A 13,879-nucleotide genomic window follows, 5' to 3' on the forward strand; every position below is an offset into this window, starting at 1 on the left:
GTCAGTTGGCCTCATCCGCAGGGGCCGCTGCATCCGGCATGGCCGGGGCGACCTCGGGCTTGATCCACCAGGTGTCGATGCCCACGTCGTACTTGGGCGACACTTTCGGGTGGCCGATGTTGTTCCAGTACGCCACGCGCCAGGTCTTGATGTGCCAGTTGGGGATCACGTAGTAACCCCACAGCAAGACACGGTCCAGTGCCTTGGCATGGTTGACCAGGCTCTGGCGCGAGTCGGCATTGATCAGCTGTTCGACCAGTTGGTCGATGGCCGGGTCGCGCAGGCCGATGAAGTTGCGGCTGCCGGGGTTGTCCGCGGCGGCGCTGGTCCAGTACTCGCGCTGCTCGTTGCCGGGCGAGTTGGACTGCGGGAAACCGCCGACGATCATGTCGAAGTCCCGCGAGCGCAGGCGGGTGATGTACTGGGAAACGTCGACCCGGCGGATGTTCAGGTCGATACCCAGGTCGGCCAGGTTACGCTTGAACGGCAGCAGGATACGCTCGAACTCGGTTTGCGCCAGGAGAAACTCGATGGTCACCGGCTTGCCCTGGGCATCGACCATCTTGTCGTCGACGATTTTCCAGCCGGCCTCTTGCAGCAGCTTGTATGCCTTGCGTTGCTGCTCGCGGATCACGCCGCTGGCGTCGCTGACCGGGTTGTGGAAGGCCTCGGTGAAGGCTTGCTCGGGGACTTTGCCGCGAAACGGTTCGAGAATCTTCAGCTCATCGGCGCTGGGCAGGCCGCGTGCGGCCATTTCGGAGTTTTCGAAGTAACTGCCCGTGCGGGTGTAGGCGCCGTTGAACAGCTGCTTGTTGGTCCACTCGTAGTCCAGCAACTGGCTCAGCGCTTCGCGCACGCGTACGTCCTGGAACAGCGGGCGGCGCAGATTGAAGATAAAGCCCTGCATGCCGGTGGGGTTGCCGTTTGGCAACTCTTCGCGAATCAGGCGCCCTTCGCGCACCGCTGGTACGTTGTAGGCGGTGGCCCAGTTCTTCGCGCTCATTTCGAGCCAGTAGTCGAACTGCCCGGCCTTGAGTGCTTCCAGGGCCACGGTGTTGTCACGGAACGAGTCGACGGTCATCGCATCGAAATTGTAGAAACCACGGTTGATCGGCAGATCCTTGGCCCAGTAGTCCTTGACCCGCTCGTAGCGGATCGAGCGGCCGGCCTTGACCTCGGCCACCTTGTACGGGCCGCTGCCCAGTGGGATCTCCAGGTTGCCACGGGTGAAGTCACGGCCTTCGTACCAGTGCTTGGGCAGCACCGGCAATTGGCCGAGAATCAGCGGTAGCTCACGGTTGTTGCCGTGCTTGAACTTGAACAGCACCCGCAGCGGGTCTTCGGCCACCACCTCGGCCACGTCGGCGTAATACTGGCGGTAGAGCGGCGCCCCTTGCTTGGTCAGGGCATCGAAGGTGAACACCACATCGTCCGCACGCATCGGGTGGCCGTCATGGAAGCGGGCCTCGGGGCGCAGGTAGAAGCGTACCCAGCTGTTGTCCGGGGCCTTTTCGATCTTGCCGGCCACCAGGCCGTATTCGGTAAACGGCTCGTCCAGGCTCTGACGCATCAAGGTGTCGTAGATGATGCTGATGTTGTCGGCGGCGACCCCTTTGTTGATGAAGGGGTTGAGGCTGTCGAAACCACCGAAGCTGGACTGGCGGAAGGTGCCGCCCTTGGGCGCGTCCGGGTTGACGTAGTCGAAGTGCTTGAAGTCGGCCGGGTATTTCGGCGCCTCGTCGTAGAGGGTGAGCGCATGTTGTGGCGCGGCCAGAGCCGGCAGGCTCAGGCAGGCGAGCAACAGGCTGCCTGCCAGCCGGCGCAGGTGATGCGTTGGCATCATTGGGCTTTCTCCGAAGTCTTGAGCCACCAGCTGTTCAAGCCCAGTGTGTAGGGCGGCGTGGTGACGAAGGCGAACCGGTTGCGGTAGGCCAGGCGGTGATTGTCGAGATACCAATTGGGGATCATGTAGTACTGCCACGAAAGCACACGGTCCAGGGCGCGGGCGGCGGCGACCTGGTCGTCGCGGGTACGGGCGGCGAGCAAGGTGTCGAGCAGGTGGTCGACCACCGGGTCCTTGACCCCAGCATAGTTCTTGCTGCCCTTGGTCGAGGCCTGGCTTGAATGGAAGTACAGCCACTGTTCGAGGCCTGGGCTCAAGGTCTGGTTCAGGGTCATCAGGATCATGTCGAAATCGAACTGGTCCAGGCGCTGCTTGTACTGGGCTCGGTCTACTGTGCGCAGATGTGCGTCAATACCGATGCTCGCCAGGTTTTCGACATAAGGTTGCAGGATGCGTTCAAGGTTGGGGTTCACCAGCAGCAGCTCCATACGGAATTGCTGGCCCTTGTTGTTCACCAGACGCTGGCCGTCGAGCTTCCAGCCGGCCTGGGCAAACAGGGCGAGCGCCTGGCGCAGGGTCTGGCGGTTGATGCCGCGGCCATCGGTGTGGCTGACCTTGTAAGGCTCGGTGAACAGCTTCTCTGGCAACTGATCACGGAACGGTGTGAGCAGCAGCCACTCCTTGCCGGTGGGCAAGCCGGTCGCGGCGAAATCGCTGTTGGGGTAGTAACTGGTCGAACGCCGGTAGGCACTGCTGAACAGGGCGCGATTGGTCCACTCGAAATCGAGCATCAGGCCCAAGGCCTGGCGAACCTGTGCGTCGCTGAAATTGGCCCGGCGGCTGTTCATGAACAGGCCCTGGGTCTGGGTCGGGATGCGGTGGGGAATCTGCGCCTTGATGACATCACCGCGGCGAATCGCCGGGAAGTTATAGCCGTTGGCCCAATTCTTGGCCTGGTGCTCGATATAGATGTCGAATTCGCCGGCCTTGAAGGCTTCGAAGGCCACCGTGGCGTCCCGGTAGAATTCGTACTCGACGCGGTCGAAATTGTATTTGCCGCGGTTGACCGCCAGGTCCTTGCCCCAGTAGTTCTTCACCCGCTCGAATACCAGGCTGCGGCCCGGTTGTACCTGGGTGATGCGGTATGGGCCACTGCCCAAAGGCGGTTCGAATGTGGTGGCCTTGAAGTCGCGGCCTTGCCAGTAGTGCTTGGGCAGCACCGGCATTTCACCTAGTCGCAGGATCAGCAGCGGGTTGCCGGCGCGCTTGAACACGAAGCGGATACGCAGCGGCCCGAGAATGTCCACCCGCTGCACTTCCTGCAGGTTGGTGCGGTAGATCGGGTGGCCGTCCTTGAGCAGGGTCCGATAGGTGAATGCAACGTCTGCCGAGGTGATGGGGTGGCCATCGTGGAAGCGTGCTTCCGGGCGCAGGTTGAACACCACCCAACTGCGGTCCTCGCTGTACTCGACCGAGCGGGCGATCAGGCCATAGCTGGAGGTAGGTTCGTCGCCGGACGGGTCGTATTGGCCGGTGCCGATCATCAGCGGCTCGTTCAGCTCGCTGATGCCGTACTGCAGGAAATTCGGCGTGGTGACCGGGCTCGAGCCTTTGAAGGTGTAAGGGTTGAGCGTGTCGAACGTGCCAAATGCCATGGCCCGCAAGGTACCGCCTTTGGGCGCTTGCGGGTTTACCCAGTCGAAATGGGTGAATGTGGCCGGGTACCTGAGCGTGCCGAACTGCGCGTATCCGTGGCTTTCGCTCACCATCGCGACTGCGGGAAAGCTCAAGGCCAGGCTGAGTGACAGCAGGAGGGGACGTATCAATTCGGCATCCGATCCAGAGGCGTTGGGCTTTGGTCGGGGTACAGTAACAGCTTGGCGGGGTTGGAAAAAGGTGTGGTTGGGTGGATCGCGTAGCGTTGCTTTGCAGCCCATTCGCGGGGCAAGCCCGCTGCTACAGCTTGATCAGCAATCCAGAAAATTGCGGGGTTCTTGTGGGAGCGGGCTTGTCCGCGAATGGGGCGCGAAGCGGCCCCAACGCTCACATCAGTGCGACAGGTAAACCGTGAGGGTCTGCCCCGGCTTGAGTGCATGCCCGCTGCGCGGATTCCAGCGCTTGAGGTGCTTCATTTCGACGTTGAAACGTTTGGCCACCAGGTACAGCGAATCACCTTTGCGCACTTTGTATTGGGTGGAACGTTTTTGCGAGGCCGCTACCCGATTGCCAGCCGCGCTCGGCGCGTTGCCACCGCGCAGGGCCAATACCTGACCTGCGCGCAGGCGATTGCCCGGCAGTTTGTTCCAGCGCTGAATATCCTTCACCGAAACGCGGTTGGCCTTGGCGATGCTGGCCAGGTTGTCGCCACGCTTGACCCGATAGCTGCGCGCCGCCGGGGCCTTGGCCTCGGCCACTGCGGCCTCGAACACGGCCTTGCGTGGTTGCAGGCTGACCAACTGCTCTGGCTTGAGGTTGTTCAGGCTGTTGGTCAGCAATTGGGCCTTGGCCGTTGGCACCAGCAGTTGCTTGGGGCCGTCAACGGTCATGCGTTTCTTGAACGCCGGGTTGAGCTGAATCAGCTCGTCTTCGTCGATGTTGGCGAAGGCGGCAACCCGCGACAGGTCGAGGCGGTCATTGATCGCCACTGCCTCGAAGTAGGGTTCGTTGGCGATCGGGTTCAGGTTCACGCCGTAGGCTTCCGGCGTCATCACCACCTGCGACAGGGCCAGCAGCTTGGGCACGTAGTCACGGGTTTCCTGGGGCAGTGGCAGGTTCCAGTAGTCGGTCGGCAGGCCGAGCCTCTCGTTACGCTCGATGGCCCGGCTGACCGTGCCTTCACCGGCATTGTAGGCCGCCAGGGCCAGCAGCCAGTCGCCGTTGAACATGTCGTGCAGGCGGGTCAGGTAGTCCAGCGCGGCGTTGGTCGACGCGGTGATATCGCGGCGGCCATCGTAGAAGTTGGTCTGGCGCAGGTTGAAGTGGCGACCGGTGGACGGGATGAACTGCCACAAGCCCACGGCATGGGCGCGGGAGTAGGCCATCGGGTTGTAGGCACTTTCGATGGCCGGCAGCAGCGCCAGCTCCAGCGGCATGTCGCGTTCTTCAAGGCGCTCGACGATGTAATGCAGGTAGAGGCTGCCACGCTCGCCGGCACTTTCGAGGAAGGTCGGGTTGCTGGCAAACCACAGGCGTTGCTGTTCGATCCGCGGGTTGACGTCGATGTTGTCCTGCAGGGCGAAGCCCTGGCGCATGCGCTCCCACACATCCTGCGGTGTTTGGTCGGCAGGTTTGACCGCCAGAGGCGACGGCTTGTGCTTGATCCGAGCCTGATAGTTGTGCGCGCGAACGCTGTCGGATTCGTCGACCTGACGGGTGCTCTGGCAGCCCACCAAAGTGGCGGCCAGGGCCAGCGCACTGATTTGGGCCAGGCGCGTCAGGGCGACGGAATGAGAGGTTCTGCGGCTACGGGAAGACATCGGCTGGGACAGGTTTCCGGGCGAAAAATTTCGGCGATTCTAGAAACCGGTCCCTCTCGGGTCAACCATTGACCTCGGTCTGCGATATATCTTGAGGTTATCAGAAGGTGTCCTTCCAAGACCTCAAGGCAGCAAAAACAGTGACCTGCGTGGGGTTTGAATGTCCCTTCCATTCGTCTGCTTTTTGTTTAACTAATGTTTCAGAGGTACGCAGGAAGGGGTTGGTCAGCCTCTCGAGGCCGATGGTTGATGGCAATGTGATGCGATTGTCGGCGCGTAGCTGGGTAACGTCCTCGAACCGTTGCAGAACGTGCGGGTTTGACGGCTCCACGGCCTTGGCAAAACGCAGGTTGCTCAGGGTGTATTCGTGGGCGCAGTACACCTCGGTTCGCTCGGGCAAGGCCGCCAGGCGGGCGAGAGCGGGTTGCATCTGCTCTGGCGTGCCTTCGAACATGCGCCCGCAACCGGCGGCGAACAGCGTGTCACCACTGAACAGCAGCGGAGTCGCGGGTTGATCGCTGAAATAGGCGATATGCCCGAGGGTATGGCCTGGCACGGCCAGCACCTGGAAGGTCACGCCCAGCACTGTCAGCTGGTCGCCTTCGTCCAATGCCAGGTCGCGGCAGGGAATGCGCTCGTTGGCCGGGCCGCAGACCCGTGCATAGGTCAAGCGCTTGAGGCGCTCGACACCGCCGACGTGATCGTTATGGTGGTGAGTCACCAGGATGTCTTCCAACACCCAGCCAGGGTTGGCGGCGAGCCAGGCTTCCACCGGGCCGGCGTCACCTGGATCGACCACCGCGCAACGGCGTTTGGCAGTATCCTGTAACAACCATATGTAGTTGTCGGAGAAAGCGGGGAGAGCATCGATCTGTATCATGGTGCGGATCCGAATCGCCAAGCGTGGCACATGAGGGCATCTTAGCCGCGATGGCGCGGTGCGAGAACCTTCGAGGGAGAGCGCAATGACCGACCAAGCCTTTGCCCAGGCCGACCCGGACTGGGTCGAGCTGATCAGCCTGGCCCGTGACTGGTTCAACGGGCCGCTCGGGCGACTGATGCTCGAAGAAGAGGAAAAACTGCTCGAAGAGGAACTGGGGCGCTTTTTTGGCGGCTTCCTCGTTCATTACGGCCCGTGTGCCGAGGCTCCGCCGAGTGCGCCTCAGGTACAACGCAACGTTCGCCTCGGCGCGCCGCTGCCGGGTGTGGAGATCGTCTGTGAAGAACAGGCCTGGCCGCTTGGCGAACATGCCGCCGACGTGGTGGTGCTGCAACATGGCCTGGACTTCAGTCTGTCGCCCCACGGCCTGCTGCGCGAGGCGGCCAGCGCCGTGCGCCCTGGCGGGCATCTGTTGATCGTCGGCATCAACCCCTGGAGCAGTTGGGGCGTGCGCCATTTCTTCAGCCATGGCGCACTGCGCAAGGCCCGCTGCATCTCGCCCTCGCGGGTTGGCGACTGGCTCAACCTGCTGGGCTTCGCGCTGGAGAAACGCCGCTTCGGGTGCTATCGTCCGCCGCTCACTTCACCGGCCTGGCAGCAACGCCTGGCGGGTTGGGAGCGGATGGCGGGAGGCTGGCAGAGTGCCGGCGGTGGGGTCTACCTGCTGGTAGCGCGCAAGATGGTGGTCGGCCTGCGGCCGTTGCGCCAGGTGCGCCGCGAGCCGATGGGCAAGCTGCTGCCGCTGCCGATGGCCAAGGTCAACCGTACCGCCGCCAACCCGGATACCGAAAAGCACTGAACATGAGTGGTACATGAGCGATAGCGTCGAGATGTATACCGATGGCGCCTGCAAGGGCAACCCCGGCCCAGGTGGCTGGGGCGTCCTGCTGGTCTTCAAGGGCGTCGAGAAGGAACTGTGGGGCGGCGAACGCGAAACCACCAACAACCGTATGGAACTGATGGCCGCGATCCAGGGGCTGATGGCTCTCAAGCGCGAATGCGAAGTGGTGCTGACCACCGACTCGCAGTACGTGATGAAGGGCATCAACGAGTGGATGGCCAACTGGAAGAAGCGTGGCTGGAAGACCGCTGCCAAGGAACCGGTGAAAAACGCCGACCTCTGGCAGTTGCTCGACGAGCAGGTTAACCGTCACAAGGTGACTTGGAAGTGGGTACGTGGTCACATCGGCCACCCCGGCAACGAGCGTGCCGACCAGCTCGCCAACCGCGGTGTCGACGAAGTGCGCAGCAAGGGTTGAGCTGGGGTACAATCCGCCCCCCGTTTTGTCATAGATGCAAGTTGGAGCCCTCCGCGTGGAGCAGCAGCAAGATACCAGGCTGGTCATTCTCGATACCGAAACCACCGGCATGCCAGTGGGCGAAGGCCATCGAATCATCGAGATCGGCTGTGTCGAGGTCATCGGCCGGCGCCTGACCGGGCGTCACTTCCACGTGTACCTGCAACCTGATCGGGAAAGTGACGAGGGCGCCATCGGCGTTCACGGCATCACCGATACCTTCCTGGTCGGCAAGCCGCGCTTTGCCGAGGTGGCCGAAGAGTTCTTCGAGTTCATCCAGGGCGCCACGCTGGTCATCCATAACGCGGCGTTCGACGTTGGCTTCATCAACAACGAATTCGCCTTGATGGGGCAGCAGGACCGCGCTGATATTTCCCGGCACTGCACCATTCTTGACACCCTGTTGCTGGCTCGGGCCCGTCACCCAGGGCAGCGCAACAGCCTCGATGCGTTGTGCAAACGCTACGACATCGACAACTCCGGCCGTGAACTGCACGGCGCATTGCTCGACTCGGAACTGCTGGCTGACGTCTACCTGGCGATGACCGGTGGCCAGACCAGCCTGTCGCTGGCTGGCCATGGTGCTGATAGCGACGGTGATGGGCAGGGCGGCACTGGCAGTGAGATTCGCCGTATTACCGGGCGTGCGCCTGGTCGGGTGATCATGGCTACCGCCGAGGAGATGGAGGCCCATGCCGAGCGCCTGGCGGCCATTGCCAAGTCGGCGGGCGGGCCGGCAATGTGGCAGGTGCTGACGGAAACGCCTGCCGGTTGATGTGCTGGCCGCTGCGGCCTTGTCGCCGGCAAGCCGGCTCCCACATGGACCGCACCAATCCTGAGGTCACTGCAGTACCTTTAGGAGCAACTGTCTTGCTCAATTTCTAAAAGCTGGCGCGATCCCTGTGGGAGCTGGCTTGCCAGCGATGAGGCCCGTACTGACACCATCAGCTCTACTACCCTGAACAGCATGACCTGTTCGAAAGGGGGTAGTAACGGATGTACAAGGACCTCAAGTTCCCCATCCTCATCGTCCACCGGGCGATCAAGGCTGACAGTGTCGCCGGTGAACGTATCCGCGGTATTGCCGATGAGCTGAGCCAGGACGGCTTTGCCATCCTCGCCGCGGCCGACCATGCCGAAGCACGCCTGGTTGCCGCTACCCACCACGGCCTGGCCTGCATGCTGATCGCCGCCGAAGGCGTCGGCGAGAATACCCACCTGCTGCAGAACATGGCCGAACTGATTCGTCTGGCTCGCCTGCGGGCCCCGAACCTGCCCATCTTCGCCCTGGGCGAGCAGGTCACGCTGGAGAACGCACCCGCCGAAGTCATGGGCGAACTCAACCAGTTGCGTGGCATCCTCTATCTGTTCGAAGACACAGTGCCATTCCTGGCCCGGCAAGTCGCCCGCGCTGCCCATATCTACCTCGACGGCTTGCTGCCGCCGTTCTTCAAAGCCTTGGTGCAGCACACCGCTCAATCGAATTACTCATGGCACACCCCCGGTCATGGTGGCGGCGTGGCTTATCGCAAGACGCCCGTAGGCCTGGCGTTTCATCAGTTCTTCGGTGAAAACACCCTGCGCTCCGACCTGTCCGTTTCGGTGCCCGAACTGGGTTCGCTGCTCGACCATACCGGCCCGCTCGCCGAAGCCGAGGCCCGTGCCGCGCGCAACTTCGGCGCCGACCACACCTTCTTCGTGATCAATGGCACATCCACCGCCAACAAGATTGTCTGGCACGCCATGGTGGGCCGTGACGACCTGGTGCTGGTGGACCGCAACTGCCACAAGTCGGTGGTGCATGCGATCATCATGACTGGTGCCATTCCCATTTACCTGTGCCCAGAGCGCAACGAGCTGGGCATCATCGGCCCGATCCCGCTCAGTGAGTTCAGTGCCGAAGCGATCCAGGCGAAGATCCTGGCCAACCCCCTGGCCCGCGGCCGTACGCCTCGGGTCAAGCTGGCGGTGGTGACCAACTCCACCTACGACGGGCTGTGCTACCACGCTGGAATGATCAAGCAGGCGTTGGGCGCTAGCGTCGAGGTGCTGCACTTCGACGAAGCCTGGTTCGCCTATGCGGCCTTTCATGACTTCTTCGAAAACCGTTATGCCATGGGCACCGCCTGTGAGGCAGACAGCCCGCTGGTGTTCAGCACCCACTCCACCCACAAACTGCTCGCAGCCTTCAGTCAGGCGTCGATGATCCATGTTCAGGACGGCGCGCAGCGTCAGCTGGACCGCGACCGCTTCAACGAAGCGTTCATGATGCATATCTCCACTTCACCGCAATACAGCATCCTCGCCTCGCTGGACGTGGCTTCGACCATGATGGAAGGCCCGGCTGGGCGCTCGCTGCTGCAGGAGATGTTCGACGAGGCTCTGAGTTTTCGCCGGGCCCTGGCCAACCTGCGCGAGCACATCGCCGCCGATGACTGGTGGTTCAGTATCTGGCAGCCGTCGACGGCAGAAGGGATTCACCGACTTGCGGTGCAGGACTGGTTGTTGCAACCAGGTGCGCAGTGGCATGGCTTCGGCGAGCTGGCGGATGACTATGTATTGCTCGACCCGCTCAAGGTCACGTTGGTGATGCCCGGTCTCGATGCCGGTGGTGTGCTGGGCGAGCATGGCATTCCGGCGGCGGTGGTCAGCAAGTTCCTCTGGGAGCGTGGGCTGGTGGTGGAGAAGACCGGGTTGTACAGCTTCCTGGTGCTGTTCTCCATGGGCATCACCAAAGGCAAGTGGAGCACCTTGCTGACCGAGCTGTTGGAGTTCAAGCGTCACTACGACGGCAACACGGTATTGAGTGCGTGCCTGCCCAGCGTGGTGGCGGTGGCGCCTTCGCGTTATCAGGGCATGGGGCTGCGCGACCTGTGCAACCAGTTGCACGATTGCTACCGCGCCAACGCCACTGCCAAGCAGCTCAAGCGGTTGTTCACGCGGTTACCCGAGGTGGTGATGAGCCCGGCACAGGCTTATGACCGTATGGTACGCGGTGAAGTGGAAGCGGTGCCCATCGAGGCGCTGCTGGGTCGGGTCGCAGCGGTGATGCTGGTGCCGTATCCGCCAGGCATCGCGCTGATCATGCCGGGCGAGCGTTTCACCGAAACCACCCGCTCGATTCTCGATTACCTGGCCTTCGCCCGCGCATTCGACAGCGGCTTTCCTGGCTTCGTCGCCGACGTGCATGGGCTGCAGCATGAGAACGGCGCTTACACGGTGGACTGCATCAAGGAATGCGAATGATCTCGACGCCGGTGCGCGCCAGTTCGAAGCGGTCTTCACCCAGGTGGTTGACCTTGTCGCCGATGGCCAGGCGGTAACTGGTGATCGGTGCGCCCTGGATGCTGCCGTCGATCTGCAGGGTGGATTCCTGGAATTCGTGGACGGGGTAGATACGGCCTTCGGCGTCACGGGCGTGGAACTGGCCGACCATTACTGCTGCCATTTGGGTGAAAACCTCTGAATTGCTTGGGAAATGTCTGCAGGCATAGACCGCTTCAGGCGGCAGGAAGTTTTAGCCGCAACGAAAAAAAACCAAGGGGCCGAGGAACGGTCATCTATAACTACAACGTCCCATTACCCAGCAAAGGTTGGAAATCGCCATGAGCCAGGTGTATTCGGTAGCGGTCGTCGTCGGCAGCTTGCGCAAGGATTCGTACAACCGCAAGGTGGCCCGGGCACTTTCGGAGCTGGCGCCGTCCAGCCTTGCCTTGAAGATCGTCGAGATCGGCGACTTGCCGCTGTACAACGAGGATGTCGAGGCTGAAGGCGTGCCCGAGTCCTGGAAGCACTTTCGTGATGAGATTCGTCGCAGTGACGCCGTGCTGTTCGTGACCCCGGAGTACAACCGGTCGGTGCCGGGCTGCTTGAAAAATGCCATTGACGTGGGGTCCAGGCCCTACGGGCAAAGTGCCTGGAGCGGCAAGCCGGCGGCGGTGGTGAGTGTCTCGCCGGGGGCCATCGGTGGTTTTGGTGCCAACCATGCCGTGCGCCAGTCGCTGGTGTTTCTCGACATGCCCTGCATGCAGATGCCCGAGGCCTATATCGGTGGGGCGGCGAGCCTGTTCGAGGACAACGGCAAGCTCAATGACAAGACCCGGCCGTTCCTGCAAGGGTTCATCGACAAGTTTGCTTCGTGGGTGAAGCTGAACCGCGCGGTTTGAGGTTGCGGGCGTCAGGCCCTATCGCCGGCAAGCCGGCTCCTACAGGTACGGCAGTGATCTGAAGATCGTCGCGGTCTCTGTGGGAGCCGGCTTGCCGGCGATGCGTCGGTCAGAACGCCTGCGGCATCTCACCTTTGGCCAGCCGCCGGTTGATATCGGCAATCACCTCTGGCAACTCGTTGATGGTGTCGATCAGGTAGTGCGGGCGCGAACTCTCGAACATCGCGTGGATGCGCTTGCGTTCGCTTTCCAGTTTCTCCGCACTCAGCGCCCGGTAACCCTCCCAGGTCAGGCCCAGTGCGTTGCCCGAGCACACCAGTGCCACGGTCCACATGCCGGCACGGCGGCCCTCGAGAATGCCGGGTACGGTATCGTCGACCTTGACGCAGGCCGCCACATCGTCGATGCCCAGGGCGATCACGTTGGCCAGGGCCTGAGCCGGCCAAGGGCGGCCATTGGGCGTTTCATCAGTGGCCACCACATGGTCGGCGACATAGCCGTTCTGCGCGGCCAGCTCCACCACCTTGTCCATCACCACTTTCGGGTAGCCGGAGCACGAGCCGATCTTCAGGCCGTCCTTGCGCAACCCGGTGAGGGTATCCAAGGCGCCTGGAATCAGCGCCGAGTGCACGGCGATCTTCTCGATCTGCAGCGGCATGAAGCGCTCGTAGATGGCGGTGACGTCCTCGTCGGTGGGCGTGCGGCCGAACACCTTGCGGTAGCGCTCGGCGATTTCCGGCACGTCGCACAAGGTGCGGATGTGGTCCCACTTGCCCATGCCCATCGGGCCACGGGCCTCTTCGATGGACACCTGAACGTCGAACTCGGCGAAGGCTTCGACGAAGATCTGGGTCGGGGCGAAGGAGCCGAAGTCGACCACGGTGCCGGCCCAGTCAAGAATGGCGGCTTGCAGCTGGGTAGGGTTGCTGTAGTTCATGTGCGCGAATTCCTAGAAGGTTGGGGCGGTTGGGCGAATCAGATGTCCAGTACTTCCATTTCCCGCAGCACTTGGGCCACGGCATCGACAGCGGCCTGCATGCCGTCCGCCCCGACCACGCCGATGCAGCCGACGCGGAAGGTTTCGACCTGGGTCAGCTTGCCCGGGTAGAGGATGAAGCCCTTGGCCTTGACCCGCTCGTAGAAGTCCTTGAACTGGTAGCGGGCATCGTTCGGCGCGTGGAAGGTGACGATGATCGGTGCCTGGATCTCGGCCGGCAGGAAGCTGCGCAGGCCAATGGCCGCCATGCCGTCGAGCAGGGTCTTGCAGTTGTCGGCGTAGCGCTGGTGGCGCGCTGGCAGGCCGCCTTCTTCGTTGTATTGCAGCAAGGCTTCGTGCAGGGCGGCGACCACGTGGGTGGGCGGGGTGAAGCGCCACTGGCCGGTCTTGGCCATGTACTGGTGCTGGTCGTGCAGGTCCATGGCCAGGGAGTGGGCATTGCCTTCGGCGCCGGCCAGGGCGTTTTTCTCGGCGAACACGAAGCCCATGCCCGGTACGCCTTCAAGGCATTTGCCCGAGGCGGCGATCAGCGCTTCGAAGGGGATTTCGCGGGCATCGATCGGCAGCGCGCCGAACGAGCTCATGGCGTCGATGATCAGGCGTTTGCCGTGGCGCTTGATGACCTGGGCAATCTCCGGCAGCGGGTTGAGGATGCCGGTGCTGGTTTCGCAGTGGATCAGCGCCACGTGGGTCACGGCCGGGTCGGCGGCCAGCAGGCGGTCGACGTCGGCGGCGGTGGTCGGTTGGTCTTCGGCGGTTTCGAAGGTGCTGTAGGTGCGGCCCAGAACTTTGCAGATCTTGGCCAGGCGCTGGCCGTAGGCGCCATTGATCAGCACCAGTACCTTGCCGTCACGGGGTACGAGGGTGCCGATGGCGGCTTCGACGGCAAAGGTGCCGCTGCCTTGCAGGGGCACGCAGTGGTGGCTGGCGCTGCCATCGATGATCGCCAGCAGTTGTTCGCAGACACTGGCAGTGAGTTGGTTGAAGTCGCGGTCCCAGGAACCCCAGTCCACCAGCATGGCTTGGCGGGTGCGGATTGAAGTGGTCAGTGGGCCGGGGGTCAGCAGAATCGGGGCTTTGCTCATTCCGTGGTTCCTCACAAGCTGCGGGTGGTCCGCCAGTTGATGTGGCGCTGAAACTACGGGTGCTAGGTTGCAAT

12 protein-coding genes are annotated in these 13,879 nt (G+C 62.6%); 5 read left to right on the forward strand and 7 right to left on the reverse strand.

Features of this window, described 5'->3' with window-relative positions; translation table 11 throughout:
- Position 1 precedes the first annotated feature (1 nt).
- The 4 genes from PspTeo4_RS02835 to gloB form a co-directional block, all read right to left on the reverse strand.
- Positions 2-1,843 (reverse strand): extracellular solute-binding protein, encoded by a 1,842-nt coding sequence (locus tag PspTeo4_RS02835; protein ID WP_322362199.1) that lies wholly within the window; start codon positions 1,841-1,843, stop codon positions 2-4.
- Positions 1,840-3,669 (reverse strand): extracellular solute-binding protein, encoded by a 1,830-nt coding sequence (locus PspTeo4_RS02840; RefSeq protein WP_322362201.1) that lies wholly within the window; start codon positions 3,667-3,669, stop codon positions 1,840-1,842. Before PspTeo4_RS02840 ends, PspTeo4_RS02835 begins: the two co-directional genes overlap by 4 nt.
- A gap of 222 nt (positions 3,670-3,891) precedes the next feature.
- Positions 3,892-5,319, reverse strand: a complete 1,428-nt coding sequence (locus tag PspTeo4_RS02845; protein ID WP_322362202.1) for a lytic transglycosylase domain-containing protein — start codon at positions 5,317-5,319, stop codon at positions 3,892-3,894.
- A gap of 100 nt (positions 5,320-5,419) precedes the next feature.
- Positions 5,420-6,199 carry a hydroxyacylglutathione hydrolase gene (gloB, locus tag PspTeo4_RS02850; protein WP_322362203.1) on the reverse strand — a complete coding sequence of 260 codons (780 nt, stop codon included), beginning with the start codon at positions 6,197-6,199 and terminating at the stop codon, positions 5,420-5,422.
- An 85-nt stretch (positions 6,200-6,284) separates the two neighbouring features.
- On the opposite strand from gloB, the gene PspTeo4_RS02855 reads away from it, so the two are divergent.
- The 4 genes from PspTeo4_RS02855 to PspTeo4_RS02870 all read left to right on the forward strand — a co-directional run bounded on the left by PspTeo4_RS02855 (position 6,285) and on the right by PspTeo4_RS02870 (position 10,803).
- Positions 6,285-7,058: a class I SAM-dependent methyltransferase gene (locus tag PspTeo4_RS02855; RefSeq protein WP_322362204.1), complete on the forward strand. Its 774-nt coding sequence runs from the start codon at positions 6,285-6,287 to the stop codon at positions 7,056-7,058.
- A gap of 13 nt (positions 7,059-7,071) precedes the next feature.
- Entirely contained in the window at positions 7,072-7,518 is a 447-nt protein-coding gene (gene rnhA / locus PspTeo4_RS02860; RefSeq protein WP_322362205.1) for a ribonuclease HI, read from the forward strand.
- A gap of 55 nt (positions 7,519-7,573) precedes the next feature.
- A complete protein-coding gene (dnaQ, locus tag PspTeo4_RS02865) occupies positions 7,574-8,332 on the forward strand; it encodes a DNA polymerase III subunit epsilon (RefSeq protein WP_322362206.1) in 759 nt (252 codons plus the stop codon).
- Between the two features lie 221 nt (positions 8,333-8,553).
- Positions 8,554-10,803, forward strand: coding sequence for an Orn/Lys/Arg decarboxylase N-terminal domain-containing protein (locus PspTeo4_RS02870; RefSeq protein ID WP_322362207.1), 2,250 nt, complete (start codon positions 8,554-8,556; stop codon positions 10,801-10,803).
- On the opposite strand, the gene PspTeo4_RS02875 is transcribed toward PspTeo4_RS02870, so the two are convergent.
- Positions 10,787-11,005: a hypothetical protein gene (locus PspTeo4_RS02875; protein WP_322362208.1), complete on the reverse strand. Its 219-nt coding sequence runs from the start codon at positions 11,003-11,005 to the stop codon at positions 10,787-10,789. The two genes, PspTeo4_RS02870 and PspTeo4_RS02875, sit on opposite strands and share 17 nt — an antisense overlap.
- A 157-nt stretch (positions 11,006-11,162) precedes the next feature.
- Between PspTeo4_RS02875 and PspTeo4_RS02880 the strand changes: the two genes are divergently transcribed.
- A complete protein-coding gene (locus PspTeo4_RS02880) occupies positions 11,163-11,723 on the forward strand; it encodes an NADPH-dependent FMN reductase (RefSeq protein ID WP_322362209.1) in 561 nt (186 codons plus the stop codon).
- Between the two features lie 109 nt (positions 11,724-11,832).
- On the opposite strand, the gene phnX is transcribed toward PspTeo4_RS02880, so the two are convergent.
- Together phnX and PspTeo4_RS02890 are read right to left on the reverse strand one after the other, a co-directional pair.
- Positions 11,833-12,660 (reverse strand): phosphonoacetaldehyde hydrolase, encoded by an 828-nt coding sequence (phnX, locus tag PspTeo4_RS02885; protein ID WP_322362210.1) that lies wholly within the window; start codon positions 12,658-12,660, stop codon positions 11,833-11,835.
- A gap of 38 nt (positions 12,661-12,698) precedes the next feature.
- Entirely contained in the window at positions 12,699-13,805 is a 1,107-nt protein-coding gene (locus PspTeo4_RS02890; RefSeq protein ID WP_322362211.1) for a 2-aminoethylphosphonate--pyruvate transaminase, read from the reverse strand.
- Positions 13,806-13,879 lie beyond the last annotated feature (74 nt).

This window comes from Pseudomonas sp. Teo4, assembly GCF_034387475.1.
GTDB lineage: Bacteria > Pseudomonadota > Gammaproteobacteria > Pseudomonadales > Pseudomonadaceae > Aquipseudomonas.

What these genes read in the sequence shown, in the direction of transcription:
- PspTeo4_RS02835 (WP_322362199.1), bottom strand. Translation starts at nt 1,843, where the DNA reads ATGATGCCAACGCATCACCTGCGCCGGCTGGCAGGCAGCCTGTTGCTC.
- PspTeo4_RS02845 (WP_322362202.1), bottom strand. Translation starts at nt 5,319, where the DNA reads ATGTCTTCCCGTAGCCGCAGAACCTCTCATTCCGTCGCCCTGACGCGC.
- gloB (WP_322362203.1), bottom strand. Translation starts at nt 6,199, where the DNA reads ATGATACAGATCGATGCTCTCCCCGCTTTCTCCGACAACTACATATGG.
- PspTeo4_RS02855 (WP_322362204.1), top strand. Translation starts at nt 6,285, where the DNA reads ATGACCGACCAAGCCTTTGCCCAGGCCGACCCGGACTGGGTCGAGCTG.
- rnhA (WP_322362205.1), top strand. Translation starts at nt 7,072, where the DNA reads ATGAGCGATAGCGTCGAGATGTATACCGATGGCGCCTGCAAGGGCAAC.
- PspTeo4_RS02870 (WP_322362207.1), top strand. Translation starts at nt 8,554, where the DNA reads ATGTACAAGGACCTCAAGTTCCCCATCCTCATCGTCCACCGGGCGATC.
- PspTeo4_RS02875 (WP_322362208.1), bottom strand. Translation starts at nt 11,005, where the DNA reads ATGGCAGCAGTAATGGTCGGCCAGTTCCACGCCCGTGACGCCGAAGGC.
- PspTeo4_RS02880 (WP_322362209.1), top strand. Translation starts at nt 11,163, where the DNA reads ATGAGCCAGGTGTATTCGGTAGCGGTCGTCGTCGGCAGCTTGCGCAAG.
- phnX (WP_322362210.1), bottom strand. Translation starts at nt 12,660, where the DNA reads ATGAACTACAGCAACCCTACCCAGCTGCAAGCCGCCATTCTTGACTGG.
- PspTeo4_RS02890 (WP_322362211.1), bottom strand. Translation starts at nt 13,805, where the DNA reads ATGAGCAAAGCCCCGATTCTGCTGACCCCCGGCCCACTGACCACTTCA.